Here is a 17,298-nt window from a genome sequence, read left to right on the forward strand (position 1 = left end):
ACTATGAAAATAACCATTGCAGGAACTGGTTATGTAGGGTTATCAAATGCTGTTCTATTGGCACAAAATAATGAGGTTATCGCACTGGATATTATCCAAGAAAAGGTGGATTTGATTAATAATCGTCTATCACCAATTGCGGATACTGAAATTGAAGAGTATCTTTCAACCAAAGATTTGAATCTAACAGCAACTACAGATAACTACAAAGCATATAAAGATGCAGAATACGTTATCATCTCTACTCCTACAAACTATGACGCAGAGAAAAACTATTTTAATACCAGAACGGTTGAAGCTGTGATTGCGAACGTTCTATCAATCAATCCAGATGCTGTTATGGTAATCAAGTCTACAGTGCCAGTTGGTTATACGGAAAGTATCAAAGAAAAATTCGAAACCAACAACATTATCTTCTCTCCTGAATTCTTAAGAGAAGGAAAAGCTTTGTATGATAACTTGCACCCTTCTCGTATCGTCGTAGGGGAACAATCAGAACGTGCAAAAGTATTTGCGGAACTGCTGGCAGAGGGCGCGATAAAAGAAGATATAGATATCTTATATACGGATTCCACTGAAGCTGAAGCGATTAAATTATTTGCTAACACTTATTTAGCATTAAGAGTAGCGTACTTCAATGAACTTGATTCCTATGGAGAAGTACGAGGATTGAATACCAAACAGATCATCGAGGGTGTAGGCTTGGATCCACGTATCGGGACACACTACAATAACCCATCATTTGGTTACGGTGGATACTGCTTACCGAAAGATACGAAACAATTATTGGCTAATTATGCAGATGTTCCTCAAAATATTATGTCTGCAATCGTGGACGCCAATAGAACCAGGAAAGATCATGTTGCTGACATGATTATTAAGAGAAATCCTAAGGTAGTCGGAATCTATAGATTGACTATGAAGATGGACTCTGACAACTTCCGTCAATCAGCAATTCAAGGGGTTATGAAACGAATCAAGGCTAAGGGGATTGAAGTTGTGGTGTTTGAGCCAGCGCTTGATGAAGATGATTTCTACAACTCTAGAGTTATCAAAGATTTTGATGAATTTAAGGGAATCTCTGATGTAATCGTGTCTAATCGGTTTGCGGAAGAATTAGCCGATGTTGCTGAGAAGGTTTATACAAGAGACCTATTCCACGAAAACTAAACCCTAGGGTGTAAAGAATCCAGAATAGGCTCATTATGTGCTTATTTTGGATTATTTATCATACCAGGAGTAAGCGTTTGTAATTTTAAGTATATTTCACTTTTATATCAAAGGAGCTATCGTTCATATGCAAAAAGTCAGAAAAGCAGTGATTCCAGCGGCCGGTTTCGGCACACGTTTCTTACCAGCTACGAAGGCGATGGCGAAGGAAATGTTGCCGATCGTTGATAAGCCTACCATCCAATTTATCGTCGAGGAAGCCATCGCTTCCGGCATCGAAGAAATCCTGATCGTCACTGGCAAAAGCAAACGCGCTATTGAGGATGATATCCGCCAGCTAAAATTACCACTAGTGACATAGTTATTACCACCTAGTGACACAAATCTTACCACTCAGTGACATGGAAGTTACCACTCAGCAAAATAGATGATTAACTCAACAATACCTCCAATATAATGAAGGAGCACACCAGTGTGCAAAAACATTATATTGGAGGTATTTTTTTATGATTCAATATCGAAAAATATTGGAAATGGCCCACGAAGGCTTGAGCTTGCGAACAGTCTCCGCAAGTACAGGTCACGGTCGGCCAAAAGTCACTGAAATTCTTCAGTTGGCTAAAGACAAGGGACTTGAATGTCCGCTGACAGAGGAAATGGATGATCACTGGATAGAAGAATTTCTGTATCCATACAAAGCCATTGAAAATTCGGGTTACGGCATGATTGATTTTGAACTCGTGCACAGAGAACTGGCTAAACCCAATGTAACCTTATCGCTGCTTCACTATGAGTATGGTATGAGTTGTCGTGCGAATGGCAAGATTCCCTATACTTATCGGTCTTTTTTACGTCATTACAAAGCTTATGCAGACAAGTACAAGGCAACCCTCAGGGTTCGTAGAAAACCGGGGGAAATCATGGAAGTGGACTGGGCAGGATCAACAGCATTTATTATTGATCGAGATACAGGTGAAAAAGTAAAGGCTTATGTTTTTGTCGCAACACTTCCGTGCAGTCAATTGTCTTACGCTGAGGCCACCTTATCCATGGACATGAACGCTTGGATTGGTGCACATAATCGCGCTTTTGAATACTTTGGAGGAAGTACGCAGATTGTTGTTCCGGACAACCTCAAAACTTCCGTGACCCGCCATACGCTGAAAGAACTCGTGTTGAATCCGACATACCGTGAAATGTGTGATCACTATGGGACTTTATGCATGCCAGCAAGGATCAGGGCCCCGCGCGATTATCCTCAAACTCAGATTATCTTCAAAAAGCCATAGGACAAGCTCTTTCACTAGAGATGCCTGTGGCTTTTTTGAAGATAATATTTTCCATTGGTGGTATTCTTTGACTGATCGATTATAGTATGAGGAGGACTAGAGATGGAAAAACTGGAAGAAATAATCAGCGTTGTTTTGACAGAGAGAAAACCTCAACTTGCATCTTCATCTTTCGAGTCGCTACATTTTTATTGCAACCAATTATCGCAAATGGCATCTAAAATGAATATCACTGTTCCATGCCAGAAACTTTATGATGCTTTTATTGAAGATGACAGAAATTCCAAGGAAAGAAGTTCGAGACATAGGCAATGCGTTAAATTAGTAGATTATTATGCCGGCACTCATGCCAAAGATGAGCGCGGAAATCCATTTAACAGAAGCTCTCTTCCGACGGAAGATGAAACGAAGGATTTTTTCAAAGATGTGAGCTACCCCATATCAATTCAGATTACAATCGATCACTTGATTATAAAGTCTGAATTAGAAATGAGGGGCTTGAAATTATCATCATCTACAATAGGACAATATAAACACTCTTGGCTAGATATACGCGACTATTTTAATAAACAAAACGCAGGCATCTATGCCAGCGAAGTATTACAACAGTATATTTCTGAAATAAATGGATTACGAAGTAAATGCTTAATGAATGAGTGGAAATGGAAAATGAACAGAAAGGCTGCACATGTTCTTTTGGAAGTCGCTGACACAGGTACATTTAACTGGAAACCTATTCAACAAAATTTGTCTTTTACGGATCACGATTTAGAAGAACTCCGCACCATTTATATCAACACATTAAGTGAAAAAAACCTTAGTAAAGCTACAATTAATCTGTACGACTATGTTTTCCGTAAAACCTTATCATTGGCAGAAATACAAACAATTGAAGAGTTAGCCGGATTATCTTATGAAGAAACCCAATTGATCATCGCGTCATTTTCAACCATCTGCAATAAAAGAAGTATGGCCACTATATTGCCGATATTAAGAAGCCTCTTAACCTTTTTGTTTGAGAACAACGTTACCGATTATAATCTTTCAAATGTTATCATGAGCAGATTTATTCAAAAAGGCAATATCTCAGCCTATCTGTCTGTAGAAGATGAGCGGCGCTTGATTGAGCAACTAGAGCAGGAATCCATGCGAACCAAAGCCATAATATTACTCGCTCTACGTTTCGGCCTAAGGGACTCAGACGTCTGCAACTTAACCCTTCAAAGCATTGATTGGAATAAGGAAAAACTGTATTTAGTCCAGCAAAAGACTGGTGAATCAATCATTTTTCCCCTATTACCTGAGATCGGTAATGCCCTCATGGAATACATCTTACATGAACGCCATCCGCGTATAGATTACCCCTACATCTTTTTAAGAAAGCAAGCTCCCTACAATAAAATCTCATCTGCTTATCCTTTTTGTTCAAAACTCCTGAATAAATTAAAAATCCAACCAGTAAATGGCAAAACCAAAGGTTTGCATCTATTTCGTTATACACTAACTCATCGTTTACTTTCAGCTAAGGTTCCTCATCAGGTCGTAACAGATATTCTTGGGCATACTTCAAAAGAATCAGACAAACCTTATATCTCTCTCGAAGAATCTATGCTGCGTATGTGTGCTTTAGATCTTTCAGAAATTGGGAAAATACATTGGGGAGAGGATAAATTTGAGTGAGCATATCTTTAAAAGCAGATTAGGTCCGCATTTAGAAACCTTTATTGCTCAAAAGCAATCTGTTGGGTTCCCTTATCAATCATCAGCACGAATTCTATACCATTTCGATGACATGGTTTTTGAATATTTTCCAGATATAGAGTCTTTAACAAAAGAGATTGTCGATAAATGGATACACTACAAACCAAATGAACATCCTAATGGCCTTTTAAGACGGATTACGCCTATCCGACAATTTGGTAAATATTTACATGCCATTGGGCATGCAGCGTACATCCTCCCTGGGAACATCCCTAATAAACAGCTCCAATATGAAGCTCATATTTTTACTACAAAAGAATTACAGGCCTTTTTTCATGCAATTGATAGTTGTCCCGTTTCTCCTTTTTCCCCTACACGCTGTTATGTTATTCCTGTACTATTTCGCTTGTTGTATTGTTGTGGACTGAGGTCTTCCGAAGCCAGACTGTTGAACATTACCGATGTTAACTTAACGAACGGACAGATTTTGATTCGGGAGTCGAAAGGTTGGAAAGCAAGAATATTATTTATGAGCCCGGATCTTTTAGAGGTGTGTAGAGAATATAACCAAAATATAGAAGAAATTTTCCCGATTCGACAAGCATTCTTTCCAAATATAAATGGAGAATTTTATAACAAAAGTACTATTGATCATTGGTTTCATGAATTCTGGGATAATCTCCCCGAAGCGCAATTGGTAACAGGGAATTCACCAAGAGTTCATGATCTTAGACACACGTACGCTGTACACAGACTAAACTCTTGGGTCAGAGAGAATGAGAATGTCACAGGTCTTTACCCATATTTAAGTGAGTATATGGGACATTCGCATTTTACAGAAACAGACTACTATCTTACTCTCGTAGAATCGTTTTATCCTGAAATTGAAGAAAGATTATCTAGTATTAACGATGACATAATACCGGAGGTATATGATGAGTACTGATAAAAAAATGCAGTTCTACCAATTATTACGAGATTTCTTGACAGATTACTTAGTTACAAGGCGTAATTTTAGCGACAAGACTGTACGTGCCTATAAACAATCCTTGAAACTATTGAGGAAATATTTTTCAGACGAAAAAGGGATCAGCTTTGATTCAATGGATTTTTCCTGCTTTAGCAGAAGTAATATATATGGCTATCTCATGTGGCTTAAAGATTCACGCAACTGTTCTTATCAGACCCTCAACCTCCGGTTAGCTGCTATCAAATCGTTTCTGAAGTTCTGTAGTGAAGAACATATTGAATTAACGCCCATTTATTTGGAAGTTTGTAGTATCCATACTTTCAGAGCATCAAAAAAAGAGCGCATAGAATATCTCAACCAAGCTCAAATAAAAAATTTATTTTTGGCACCTGATGCCACAACGAAGTTAGGCAGACGAGACCGTTTTTTCATGATTTTTGCGTATGAGACCGGTGCACGCCTACAAGAACTTCTTAGCCTTACGTGCGATTCCATAGTTTATGGGGATCATTCTGTTCAGCTCAGAATTCAAGGGAAGGGGCACAAAACTCGTTATGTTCCATTACTGAAGGCTACAATAAAGCATTTAGAGGCATATTTAAATGAATTCCATAATCACTCGGATAAGTCTGATTTTTTATTTTATACAATCCATGATTCAATGCACACCCAGATGAAACCAGGAACGGTTGATCATTTTTTGAAAAAGTACGCGCGTCTTGCATACAATGGAGATCCTAGTTTCCCAATTAATCTTCATGCTCATATGTTACGGCATAGTATCGCGATGGCAATGTATAAGGAGGGTATTCCAATTTCTTACATCAAGGATTTTCTGGGACATAAAAGCTTAGAGACCACATCAGTTTATTCGTACGCCGACGGCGAAACTATTAAAAATGCATTGGAGTCAGTGCAAGACATCCCAAATTTAAAGCAACAGAAAAAGTGGAAAGGCAAGGAAGAATATCTTTTAGAATTTTGTGGATTGAACTAGATTATTATCCTCAAAAGCCACAGAGCCCTCTCGATAACTAGAGCAGTCTGTGGCTTTTTTGAGGATAATCTGAGTTTGAGGATAATCGCGCTTATTTTCAATTGAATATAACAAGGACAAAGCATCTGTTGAAGGCTCGGTCAGCACCATATCAACATGGATAATTGCGGCATTGCGGAATGAACATTGTTTTACTCTGACTGACTTGAACCAAAAAATCAGCCTGAAGCTCGAAGAATTCAATCATAGAGACTTCTCGAAAAAGAAAGGCACTCGCTTTACAGCGTTTGAAGAAGAGGAGAAATTCGCACTTTCCCCTCTACCAGCAAAACCATACAAAATGGCCGAGTGGAGAACCGCTAAAGTACGCCTGGATTATCATATCAGTATTGGAAATATGTTTTATTCCGTCCCATATGAGTACATCGGCAAAAACGTCGATGTACGTGTTTCTGAGCATCTCATCGAGGTCTTCTTCAAACAAATGCGAGTAGCTACCCACTCCCGATTATATGGGAAATTCGGTCAGTTATCCACCAGTAAAGATCACATGCCTGACAACCACAAACTGTATGTCGAGCAAACACCGGAAAACGCCTTACAATGGTCAGAAACGATTGGAGAGAACACCTTACGCCTCATTCAATATCTTTTAGATACCTATCAGGTTGAGCGCAAGGCACTTTCGTCTATTTTTTCTTTAAAAAATAGTTCCCGTCGTTATACCAAGTACGAGATTGAAAGAGCATGCAAGGAAATCTTGAATGTCACCCAGCGACCGACGGTCAAATTAGTTCAAAATCAACTGAAAGCAAATAAGAAAAAAGATGCCGAGCAAGCACTGGAAAAACCATCCAAATCTCAGGATGATTTCGGATTTACACGCGGCTCGGATTATTGGGGAGGAAAAGGACAATGAACGAACACACAATAAGCAAAATGATTTCAATGAAATTATCAGGGATGGTAGAAGGATACCAGCATCAAGAGAGTTCGCCGGAGTTCAAAAAAATGAGCTTTGAAGAAAGATTCCAGCTGTTGATTGATCATGAGTACGACAGACGCAAATCGAACACTTTAAAAAGATTGATTAAGAGCGCTAACTTTCAAGATTCACAGGCTTGCATTGAAGACATCGAATACCACGAGGACCGGAAATTAGAGAAAATGCGCATTTTGGAACTGTCCAGCTGCAATTACATTCGCCAAACAAACAACATTATCATCAAAGGCCCAACTGGAGCTGGCAAAAGCTATATCGCACAAGCTTTCGGTATATCAGCTTGCCGTCAGCACCATACGGTGAAGTATGTGCGTCTTCCGGAGTTACTCGATGAGCTGATGGTAGATCAATATCGAAATGACGATTCTTACCGTAAAAGTATCAAAAAGATTTCCAAGGTAGACCTACTGATTCTTGACGAATGGCTTTTAATCGATATTTCGCCAGAACAGGCTGCACTCGTTCTTGAAATCGTGGAAATGAGATACAAGCTCAAATCGACTATTTTCTGTTCCCAGATTGATCCGCAAGGATGGCCTCAAAAGCTTGGGAATGGCACTGTAGCTGAAGCGATTATGGATCGAATTGTTCATAACTCTATTCAATTACTGATAGATGGAGAAATATCTATGCGTGAACGGCATGGCATCCGTAACTAATTTTCGACGTGAGGAGGTTTAAATGAATATGTGTTATGAAGATGAAAACGAAGATTACTATAAAATGTTAGATAAGCAATCTGAGGAGGACGAACTTATTTCTTTTATCGTAGCCCTAGTTGAATATTCCGCTGAATTGGAAGAGCAGGTCGTCGACCTAAGGCGTACGGTAAATCAATTATCGAATAAGGAACGACTTCCGTTCCCTGATTTAGAGGGAGATATTTATCAAGTGTTTGATGATTACTCCGCGTACAGAAAGTACCAAGGACTTATTGAGGAGCGTATTGAATGGAATAAAAACCACCCTATATCCGAGATAATGAAATGGTTATAGAGCGACACCCTATGATAACGGTTAAGTTTTACAGGTAAAAATATATCAAAGATCTCCTAAGAGCCGTTCCTGGATTAGATGGAAGGGCTCTTAGTTGACCTTACGGTCAGTATTGTTGGTATTAACCTCTCTTTTCCACTAACTGGTAAAATTTGTACGCTGGTGGTTCATTTTGACCTTATTCACGAAAGCTGTCCTAAAGGATTAGGTCAGCTTTTCTTTATCGTTTTCCGCAATGGTAACTTGACTGGCATTCAGTGGTAACATCGGTGTCACTAGGTGGTAATAACTATGTCACTGCTGGTAATATCCTGTGGCGGATATCAGAGGACCATTTTGACTCTAATATTGAGTTGGAGATGAATTTACGCGAAAAGGGCAAGGATGAACTTTTAGCCTTGGTTCAGGAGTCGACTGGTGTCCGTATCCATTTTGTGCGCCAATCCTATCCGTTAGGGCTAGGACATGCGGTCCTGCAGGCGAAAGCCTTCGTAGGGGATGAACCCTTTGTCGTCATGCTAGGGGATGATTTGATGCAAGATGAAGTGCCATTGGCGAAGCAGCTGATCAATGCCTATAATCGCACGCATGCTTCCAATATCGCAGTTATGGCGGTACCGCAGGAAGAGACTTCCAAGTACGGCATCATCGATATCGACTCCGAATTGGAACCAGGCTTATATAATGTCAGCCGTTTCGTGGAGAAGCCGAAAGCGGAAGAAGCGCCGAGCAATTTGGCCATCATTGGCCGCTACTTGTTGACGCCGGAAATCTTCGAGATTCTTAAGAACCAAGCTCCTGGAGCAGGCGGTGAGATTCAACTGACCGATGCCATCGATACGCTGAACCAAACGCAGCGCGTCTTCGCGAAACGATTTGAAGGCACCCGCTATGATGTCGGCGACAAGTTCGGTTTCATGACCACCAGCATCAACTACGGACTGAACCATCCCGAAGTCAAAGATAAACTCAAGGACTTCATCATCGCGCTTGGGAAAGAGTTGTCTGGGGAGAGCGAAAATAATACAACCGTGGCTGGGACAACCGTTTCAGTAATGTAGAAGTACTCGAAAAAAGAAAAATGCCGTTCTTCGGATGTGTGCTATTTTGACGCTCTCAGGTAATGAAGGATAGGTCAGTGTACTAGAAGCACAATATATATTTCTAATGATGTGAATGCTCTGGATACAGCTTGAATTTATAAGCCACTTGATATAGTCAATTTGACCACGATTACTCTTTATCTAAAGTAGGTGCATACTGATGTGATGCATTTACTTTAGATTAGTGTGATCAATAGGGAAACCTCTCAGACAGTAAAAGGAAAATCCGGGTTCTTATTATCTTATTTGTTTGAATATTGATGTATAGTAAACGCTAAAGCTAACTAATTTCCTTGATTAAGCCTTTTCCAGATGTTTGTTAAGCCTAAATATAAATTGAATTATTTTTTAAAAATTGCTTTTGTTTTAAATTTACTTATGTTATTATAGCTACAGGGTCAACTGAGGAAAGAAAAGCGTGTGGAATTGTAATCGCAAAAATAGAATATCAATAAACTTGATTAAACGAGAGTTTGTGTTGGAATACCCCCAAGTAAACTAAGTTGCTTAAGTTTTCCGGTGATATTTATATTTTTTGCGATATGATGAAAGCGCATTCTTTTCTCTAGTAGGCTCAAAACTATTGTTAGGGGGGTGCAATATGGACTTTGAAGTGATTTCGCCTTACTGTGGTATATACAGAGAAGAAAATACTGTCAATGTTTATTATCTGCAAACAGAAGATTTGGTAAGGGCATACGTTTTTAGTAACATCAAGGATGCGCAGGAGTTCTGCAATGCGGCAAAAAATTTGCTCGAGTTTATGGTCAACGTTCCGAAAGGGAAAGAACAACTCTATCACCAAGAATTTTTGGAACTAACCATCAAAGACAAAGCGTATGAATTGATTGTTTACGAGGCGATTCCTGAAGAAGAAAGAGAAGCAGGCTGACGGGGACAAATTGCTTGGGGGGAAGCTATTAAACAGTTAGAATGCTCAATTTTGAACAACTGATAAGGAGGAGGAGCGGATAAAGACTATTGATCTATTATTAATTGTAAGCGTTTTAATTAAGTTTAGGGAAAATTATAAATTTGGGGGATTACAACAGAATGTCAAATTTCAAACTAGTCGCACCTTATTGTGGTGTCAGCAACTATGACAAAACATTTTTCGTTTACTACATGAATACAGAAGAGAACCTACGCCGCGAGTATATATTCAATACGGATGAAGACGCAAGTAATTTCAGCCATGCCATTGAGAATCTGACTACCTTCATGAAATGCATTCCTGTGCGCAAAAAAGAGGCGTACCATCAAGAATTCCTGGATCTGCTGCTTAGAGAAGTCGACCACAAATTGAACATCCGCACAAATCCACCTGAACCTACTGCCGCCGCATTAGCACTTAAAGCGTAAGGCAATCATAAGGTCACGTAAACAAGAGGCACATCCCGAGTTTCGGGCTGTGCCTCTTGTTGTATAGAAGGGTGCCCGTTATTCTTAGAACTCCGACCAACAACATCCAGTCCGGAGGACTGGCTCCCATCAATCCCTCACCTCCGGAAAGAACCCATTGACCGGGGATTACCCTAATTCAGTTCACATACCTACGATTGGTCAGTCCTTCATCGTAGTTACTTGAGACCATATACCAGCCTACCTCCTGCAAGGCAACCAGCACACTACTAAAGGTAGATACTTCCAGTGAGGGGGATGATCCCTTTAGCCATCAAACATACGCTAGTTGGCGGGAGTAGTGCAAACATATACAGCAAGTGCGGAGATATCTACCACCAAATGTATAGCTTTTTACCACTCTCGGAAAAGAGGTTACCAGTTTTTGTGTCTAATACACCAGTTTGATATCCGCCACAGGATATTACCAGCAGTGACATAGTTATTACCACCTAGTGACACCGATTGTCCGTCTGTCTTTCCATTTTGGTACCTCCCTTATATATGATAACTGAAATATAAGTGGAAAGACTTCTCCCGAAAAGCTACCTGATTATTTGGCGCTTACAAATAAAATAGTTCAGCCCAGTCCAAAAGCGCTTTTGGATTGGCTGAACTATTTTTTATTACAATCTATTACATATGACCACGACGTTTTCGATCGTAAACCCGAATTCCCTAAGGATTCTGTCACCAGGGGCCGAAGCACCGAAGTGATCGATCCCGATGACTTTTACTGCAGATTCGAAATAGCGTTCCCAGCCGAATGTTGCGGCGACTTCGACCATTTCGTGTTTTGTCACGGCTTTCGACAGGACGACTTTTTGATATGGGGGAGTATGCTGATCAAACAAGTGGAAGGACAACAGGAAGAGGACACAATGGCAATCCTGTCCGTGCTCTCTCACGTTTTTTTGACTTGGAGTGCTAGCGACCCTTCCGAACCGGTCGCAATCAGGATACCTTCCGGTACAGTGTTTTCCAGTCGGAAACGACGTAGCCCACCTTTAGTCACTTTTTCGAAGACTACTGTGGTGATTCTTTCCAACACAGGCAGATTTTGTCGGCTCAAGACAAGAATCGTCGGCTTATCCGTTGTTTCTATCGCCAATTTCCAATCTGCGGCGGTTTCGTTGCCGTCAGCTGGACGGATCACTTACACATTCGGGGTGCAGCACACGCTAGCGAGTTGTTCGATCGGTCCATTTTTGTATTGGTAACAATTTTTCAGGTTTGATATTCACATGTAAATTTTGTGTGGTTAATAATTATAATGAGTATTCAGAAATTGATAAGATGTTTGGACTAAATCAAATAATTCACTATCGCCGCTATCTGTATCTGGATGATATTTTTTACTTAATTTTTTATATTGTTTTTTTATTTGTTGAGGAGAATTGTCTTGTAAATCTAGTTCAAGAATATGAAAATACGGTGCTAATATTGAAGACTCATCCCTATTGATTATCTGAGAATTTATTTTTGTTACTTTGTATGATTCGTTACATTCAAAGGAGGCTATCAAATCATGTCTAATTTTCTTAAAGGCTTCAATAAGATTTTCGTACTCCAAGTCATCTAAGCTGCTTATATCAATGATACCTGTGGGTATCTCTCTCTCCAATATAAATATTTTGTAAGCATTGAATGACAGTAAAGTTTGCATGATAGTATCGATCATGCCGTCATTTTTTTTATAAATACTTAATATTGAATACAAATAATCCGTATCACTACCGAAAGAGAGTGTCTCAATTGTTTTACCCCGACGATTTTTGATTTGGATATCATTTATAAATAAATTCTCTTTATCCTCCTCTGGCGCATCTTCAATATTTATTACAACATATTGTTCATTGGATAAATTTGTAATTATATATTCACCTGGGCTAAACTGTTGGAAATAATGTTCACCATCCCCAGATATATAAAGAATGGATTCTGCTTTAATCTGAATGTTACCAATTTTTTTCCCATGCTTGAAATCGATAACTGTATGATTTCCAATTTTTTCCGTAAAAAACAGATTATTTAAAAATTCGGAACCAAATGAAAATAGTGCTCCAAAAATTAGTGATTCAATAATCATGTACATCCCTCTCTATTCTACAAATTCTGGATATATATCTTTTAGTTTTTTATAGCATAATTTAATCATTTCAACTTTCTTTTCCTCGTTTTTGCTTAAATTTTTTTCATATTTTCTCATCAACGAATTATATTTTCTGTCAATCGTGTTCATCGATGTGGGAATATTTGGCAATTCCAAACTTTTAAAATAGATTACAAAATCTTCTTGATTGAAATTATAAGCAGGAGAAACTTTTGAAAATTCATTCCCCAAAAAATAGGGATCGGCATTTGAATCTTTACTTTTTATTTTTTTTATTCTTGTTTGTTCTAAAAGAAGTATTCGTTCTCTCTTTGCTCTGCGCTGATCCACAAGTCTTTGCGCTTCTTTTATTCTCTCAGTTCTTTTATATTCATAAATACCAATTACTGTGAAAATTAGAGCGCCTACTAACAAGAATATCATATTAAAATATGTTACAAATTTCTCACCACTAAAATTTAAATTCTCCAAAAAAGTACCTACCATTGCAAACAAAGCGAAAGTACCTACAACAAATGTTAAAAGAACTCCTACAATCTGGTTGATCGCTCGACCTATTGCTCGTCTCATTTTCAGCATATCCTTTCTATTTATAGTCTCTTTTCAACTAATCAACACTATACTTAAAAAAATTGTGGTGGTAAAAATGTATCTAATTATTCAAGAGAATACTTATGAAATGAAAAAAATTTCTATTAAATTATTCTCTATTTATGATTTATAGTCAGGAGCAACTCTATTGATTACCTCGAAAACTATTTTTGCAACTATAGTTTCGTTGAGCAGAGACAGCTTTTCCCTAATATAGAATGAACTGACACTATTTTTCCTCTATTCGATAAGTAATATTGATAGTTAATCAATATTATTAATCATGTAATAATTTTAACAGATAGATACTCTTATATCAAAAAATTATTATTTTTTTGATCAATGTGCCTCTTGTTATTTTAGATCTCAACTTTCGCACACTAAAAAAACAGCTAAACTTGATACACCAACATTTCTCGCTATGATATTATGCCACTAAAGCCCTTGGAAGATGCTTTTTCGGTTGAGGGAATGCTCGTTTCAAGAAAGCTGGTAAATTATGGAAAACTCTGTCCAGAAGGGACTTCACCATTCCTTCGGATAGGACGGGTTCTTCCGTCAGGGAATCCTTAAGACAGTCCAATACCAATAGATTCTCCTCTGCAAATCGGATGTCTTCCAATTCATCACAACACGAAAAGAACAGCGATGGTCCTTGGAGCTTGTGCTTCGCGCATCCGAAGCGCAAGCATGATGTAACGGGTGAAGACAATCGTCGTGTGGGCTACCATTGCATCATAGCTGCGGCACTGGAACTCTTTCCCTAGCGCCAGATGTGATTTTGCCACCTTGAAGAAACACTCAATGCCCCAACGTTTTCCGTAGAGACGTACAACTTCTTCTTCCAGTAGATTGATATCTGTGGATAAGATTGCAAGCCAATTCTTGGAGCGGTTTCGATCACGCACGAAGACAATACGGGCTTGAATTTCTTTTTCATCAGCGTCCAGGCCCAAAGTGACGACAACGGCTGAAAGAATCTTAGCACGACCACGTTTTTTGTGCACAACCTTATACAGTTGGGTCAAGGTGTACTGTTGTCCTTCATACGTATAGTACACGCGGTGCATGCGTTTCAGCATACAGATTACTTCCAGTGGATACTCCGAAACCACACGCTTGATTACTTTTGGAAATGCGCAACTATCGAAAAGTAACATTTGAGCGCAGATTTGGAGCGGATTGATGTCATCAAGCAAGTCGAACAGCGCTTCCGTCGACTTATTGACGGCTTCCTTGCGACGCCTGTAACTCACGGTGCGCTTATCTATATCAGGGCTGATTTCTTGGAAACGATTCTTTTGTTTTTCTGAACTCAACAAAGAGAAGGCAAGCGGCATGAATGTGTTGCCATCCGACCAACCTAAAGTCAGCATGCGGAAACCGCGAACGAACTTCCCGGTAGTGTGATCATGAACGAGCGCAAGCATCTCGACTGACTTGCTGCGCGCACGGCTGTACAAAGAATCGTCCAAAATCAGGGCGCGTTCGCGGTTTTCCGAGACAAGTGGGAGCAATTTCTGGGTAATGACATTCCGGCTCAACAACAACAGAAACTTGAGCCAATTGTAGGTTGCGTTGTTGAGCAGATGATAAACCGCATCCGTGGCAGGTGCCTATGGCTTCAGTCTGGATTACAATGTCCAATACAAATTTTTCTTTTAAAGGACCAATGAGAAGATGAACTGGGCTAGTAGTACCGTTGAGATGTCTGTTTCTTTTCGGATATTGGATTGATTGAGTAACGTCCCCAGTTTCTGTTTGGGAGAAATTGATGAGCAGAAGAATTTAATTCCTGATTGATTTGATTTTCTGGTAAAATAGTAGCCATAAGATATCCCACTTTCGTATGTGTTGTGTAGCAACTAAATTTCACCAAAGAGGGGTGTCTTTTTTGCGTACCTTTTGATGTTCAATGATTTGGAAACTTTAATAAATCATTGGATTAGTTAGATTTTTCAAATGCAAAAGTTGAGTTAGCTATATAATAAGCACAGGAGATGTAAATATGGATCAGGATGCTATTATTGATTGTATTAGTGAAAAAGATTTTAATGAAGTGTTAAATGTTGGTAAAGGCGATGGCTACGAAGAGTGCATACCAATAACTCAATTTAGCAATTTTTCAGGAGCGATATTTGAGGCAGACAATGCTTTAATTGGATGGAAAGGTCAGGATTTTTCCTATGGGTATATAGAAGGTTTTTATGAATTTGCACATTCTACATATAAATTACAATTATCATTGCCCGATGTACTTGTCTATCCCACTATCTATAATTACAGACATTATATTGAAATAGCTCTTAAGGAAATTCTTTTTGATCTTCAATTGTATTTTTCTGAACCTATAGGGAGTAACTTCGGACATAATTTGAGAAAATGTTTGAATCAAGTTCTAACTATTATAGGGAAACATAATATTTCATTTTTTATACCCGAAGAAGTTGCTCGAGTCATTTTAGAAATACATGAATTAGATAGGAACAATACTTATTTTAGGTATATATTTCAAGATACGGGTGAATTATCACAAAATTACAACAGCAAATATTTAGATTTGAGAAAATTACATTATATGATGAATACTGTTCATAATTATTTTTCCACTATTTTAATTTTGTTCTCTCAAGGTGGAGAATTTTACAATAAAAACTTGGATTTCTATTTCAAAGTTTTTATATCTAAATTGTTGAAAATAAAGGGTAGTAAAATAACTCAAATAAATAATATTCTTAAAGATATAACGTTTCAGAATCCAGAATGTACCTTTAGATATTGTGTTGAATTAGACACTCGCACAGAAATTGGTTATGAATATATTTATAAACTTAGTACTGGTTCTTTTCTATCCATTGGACATGATGGAAACAAGATACAGTCCGTGTCAGTGAGTTCAATTAAAAAGTGTTTATAATGCGTGATTATCACAACAGGAAATCAATAATGCCTAATTCGCCAAGAAAAGTACATAGATTTCCACTGGTGTTTTTGCTTTTTGATCAAGTTGGAAAATGTAATATGAGTGGCAATTGTGGTTATCTTAAGTTCTTCGTGTCTAAAATTTGACAAATACTCAAAGTAATGGTTACTAAGAATGTGTTCCTGTTTCCTGTTCTGATCCATCAATTTCAGCAATAAGTCATAAATATATTCTGTATTCGCATAGTCCTGCTTGGTGATCGAGAACAGGAAGACGAATTTCTCAAGGTGGCCGTCTCCCCAATCGATGCCGTTCGGGATCACAGCTACAGGGACAACTGACTTGAATGCCATCAACGACATCGGATGCGGGATGGCCAGGATATTATTGAGATTGGTTTGGCCAAGTTCTTCCCTTTCCAACCATGCTATTCAGCAGTTCTGCCTTTGTTGGCGGATGCTCCAAAAAGTAAAAATGATTCTTATCGAATAACTGGATAGTCTCCGAACGACTGCTGTTTTTGGAGTGGCTGATAGCAGCCTGCAGCTGGTCCAGATCCCTGTCCAGATTGATCACATCGATGAAAATGACTTTCGATCCTGCTCGGTTGAAGGGGATGGTTGTTACACTGATATCGATAGCGGTAAGTGTGCAGCTTTGGATTTCCGCATAGGAATATTTCCTAATATAGATATAACAGTCTTTTCATCTTATTGAGAACAAAAAATTATGTCGTGACAGTAACAAGTTTGTAAACATTTTTTATCAGTGTAGCCAATTCTGTTTAGGCTTTCCCTCAGCGCTCATGCTCGTATACATTGTAAAATTTTTTAGTTGATATAACCGTAATTCATCAATTTATCACTCCTCACAATCGCCGGAATAACGTGTAGATCCATATCATCTAGGAACGATAATTCAATATTTATTTTTAATCGTACAAATTGGTTCTGAAGGAAGTACCATTGAATGTATGATAAAATGACTTTTGTGTTCGGGATGTAATTAGAGGGGACTATGAAGGGGGGATTGTGGCATATA

The 17,298-nt window shown here is 38.6% G+C and carries 17 protein-coding genes and 3 pseudogenes; 13 read left to right on the forward strand and 7 right to left on the reverse strand.

Annotated features, from left to right (window positions below):
* The first annotated feature begins 3 nt into the window (after positions 1 to 3).
* The 12 genes and pseudogenes from TES5_RS10965 to TES5_RS11020 all read left to right on the forward strand — a co-directional run bounded on the left by TES5_RS10965 (position 4) and on the right by TES5_RS11020 (position 10,591).
* Positions 4 to 1,170 carry a nucleotide sugar dehydrogenase gene (locus tag TES5_RS10965; RefSeq protein ID WP_068562023.1) on the forward strand — a complete coding sequence of 389 codons (1,167 nt, stop codon included), beginning with the start codon at positions 4 to 6 and terminating at the stop codon, positions 1,168 to 1,170.
* A 127-nt stretch (positions 1,171 to 1,297) separates the two neighbouring features.
* A pseudogene (locus TES5_RS10970) lies at positions 1,298 to 1,495 on the forward strand (sugar phosphate nucleotidyltransferase); the annotation flags it as partial.
* Between the two features lie 181 nt (positions 1,496 to 1,676).
* Positions 1,677 to 2,459: a DDE-type integrase/transposase/recombinase gene (locus tag TES5_RS10975; RefSeq protein ID WP_072763775.1), complete on the forward strand. Its 783-nt coding sequence runs from the start codon at positions 1,677 to 1,679 to the stop codon at positions 2,457 to 2,459.
* Between the two features lie 102 nt (positions 2,460 to 2,561).
* On the forward strand, positions 2,562 to 4,139 hold the full coding sequence (locus TES5_RS10980) for a tyrosine-type recombinase/integrase (protein ID WP_068562027.1): 1,578 nt from the start codon (positions 2,562 to 2,564) through the stop codon (positions 4,137 to 4,139).
* On the forward strand, positions 4,132 to 5,106 hold the full coding sequence (locus TES5_RS10985; protein WP_068562029.1) for a tyrosine-type recombinase/integrase: 975 nt from the start codon (positions 4,132 to 4,134) through the stop codon (positions 5,104 to 5,106). The genes TES5_RS10980 and TES5_RS10985 overlap by 8 nt, the downstream gene beginning before the upstream one ends.
* A complete protein-coding gene (locus tag TES5_RS10990; protein ID WP_068562030.1) occupies positions 5,096 to 6,127 on the forward strand; it encodes a tyrosine-type recombinase/integrase in 1,032 nt (343 codons plus the stop codon). The genes TES5_RS10985 and TES5_RS10990 overlap by 11 nt, the downstream gene beginning before the upstream one ends.
* Before the next feature lie 172 nt (positions 6,128 to 6,299).
* Positions 6,300 to 7,046, forward strand: a complete 747-nt coding sequence (locus TES5_RS10995; protein ID WP_068562033.1) for a Mu transposase domain-containing protein — start codon at positions 6,300 to 6,302, stop codon at positions 7,044 to 7,046.
* Entirely contained in the window at positions 7,043 to 7,789 is a 747-nt protein-coding gene (gene istB / locus TES5_RS11000) for an IS21-like element helper ATPase IstB (protein WP_068562035.1), read from the forward strand. Before TES5_RS10995 ends, istB begins: the two co-directional genes overlap by 4 nt.
* A 28-nt stretch (positions 7,790 to 7,817) precedes the next feature.
* Positions 7,818 to 8,126: a hypothetical protein gene (locus tag TES5_RS11005; protein WP_143148228.1), complete on the forward strand. Its 309-nt coding sequence runs from the start codon at positions 7,818 to 7,820 to the stop codon at positions 8,124 to 8,126.
* Between the two features lie 326 nt (positions 8,127 to 8,452).
* Positions 8,453 to 9,187: pseudogene (locus TES5_RS11010) on the forward strand (UTP--glucose-1-phosphate uridylyltransferase); the annotation flags it as partial.
* 643 nt (positions 9,188 to 9,830) lie between these two features.
* Complete coding sequence (locus TES5_RS11015; protein WP_068562039.1) at positions 9,831 to 10,121, forward strand: hypothetical protein; 291 nt, start codon at positions 9,831 to 9,833, stop codon at positions 10,119 to 10,121.
* 161 nt (positions 10,122 to 10,282) lie between these two features.
* Positions 10,283 to 10,591: a hypothetical protein gene (locus tag TES5_RS11020; protein WP_068562040.1), complete on the forward strand. Its 309-nt coding sequence runs from the start codon at positions 10,283 to 10,285 to the stop codon at positions 10,589 to 10,591.
* A gap of 665 nt (positions 10,592 to 11,256) precedes the next feature.
* Here TES5_RS11020 and TES5_RS15400 read toward each other — a convergent pair.
* From TES5_RS15400 to TES5_RS15705, 6 genes and pseudogenes are all read right to left on the reverse strand, one after another.
* Entirely contained in the window at positions 11,257 to 11,538 is a 282-nt protein-coding gene (locus TES5_RS15400; protein ID WP_068562042.1) for a transketolase-like TK C-terminal-containing protein, read from the reverse strand.
* Positions 11,535 to 11,786, reverse strand: coding sequence for a hypothetical protein (locus TES5_RS15405; protein ID WP_068562044.1), 252 nt, complete (start codon positions 11,784 to 11,786; stop codon positions 11,535 to 11,537). The genes TES5_RS15400 and TES5_RS15405 overlap by 4 nt, the downstream gene beginning before the upstream one ends.
* Positions 11,787 to 11,891: 105 nt before the next feature.
* Positions 11,892 to 12,719, reverse strand: a complete 828-nt coding sequence (locus tag TES5_RS11035; RefSeq protein WP_068562046.1) for a DnaJ domain-containing protein — start codon at positions 12,717 to 12,719, stop codon at positions 11,892 to 11,894.
* 12 nt (positions 12,720 to 12,731) lie between these two features.
* On the reverse strand, positions 12,732 to 13,313 hold the full coding sequence (locus TES5_RS11040; protein WP_068562048.1) for a hypothetical protein: 582 nt from the start codon (positions 13,311 to 13,313) through the stop codon (positions 12,732 to 12,734).
* A 647-nt stretch (positions 13,314 to 13,960) separates the two neighbouring features.
* The gene (locus TES5_RS15700) at positions 13,961 to 14,416 is read right to left on the reverse strand and encodes a transposase (RefSeq protein WP_369813495.1); all 456 of its coding nucleotides are present in this window, start codon (positions 14,414 to 14,416) and stop codon (positions 13,961 to 13,963) included.
* Positions 14,390 to 14,926: pseudogene (locus TES5_RS15705) on the reverse strand (transposase); the annotation flags it as partial. The pseudogene TES5_RS15705 and the gene TES5_RS15700, both read right to left, overlap by 27 nt.
* Before the next feature lie 416 nt (positions 14,927 to 15,342).
* Here TES5_RS15705 and TES5_RS11050 point away from each other — a divergent pair.
* Positions 15,343 to 16,251, forward strand: coding sequence for a hypothetical protein (locus TES5_RS11050; RefSeq protein WP_068562050.1), 909 nt, complete (start codon positions 15,343 to 15,345; stop codon positions 16,249 to 16,251).
* A gap of 23 nt (positions 16,252 to 16,274) precedes the next feature.
* Here TES5_RS11050 and TES5_RS11055 read toward each other — a convergent pair whose 3' ends face one another.
* On the reverse strand, positions 16,275 to 16,679 hold the full coding sequence (locus TES5_RS11055) for a PTS sugar transporter subunit IIA (protein ID WP_068562051.1): 405 nt from the start codon (positions 16,677 to 16,679) through the stop codon (positions 16,275 to 16,277).
* Positions 16,680 to 17,298 lie beyond the last annotated feature (619 nt).

The sequence above is a fragment of the Trichococcus sp. ES5 genome (assembly GCF_900067165.1).
Taxonomy (GTDB): domain Bacteria; phylum Bacillota; class Bacilli; order Lactobacillales; family Aerococcaceae; genus Trichococcus; species Trichococcus flocculiformis.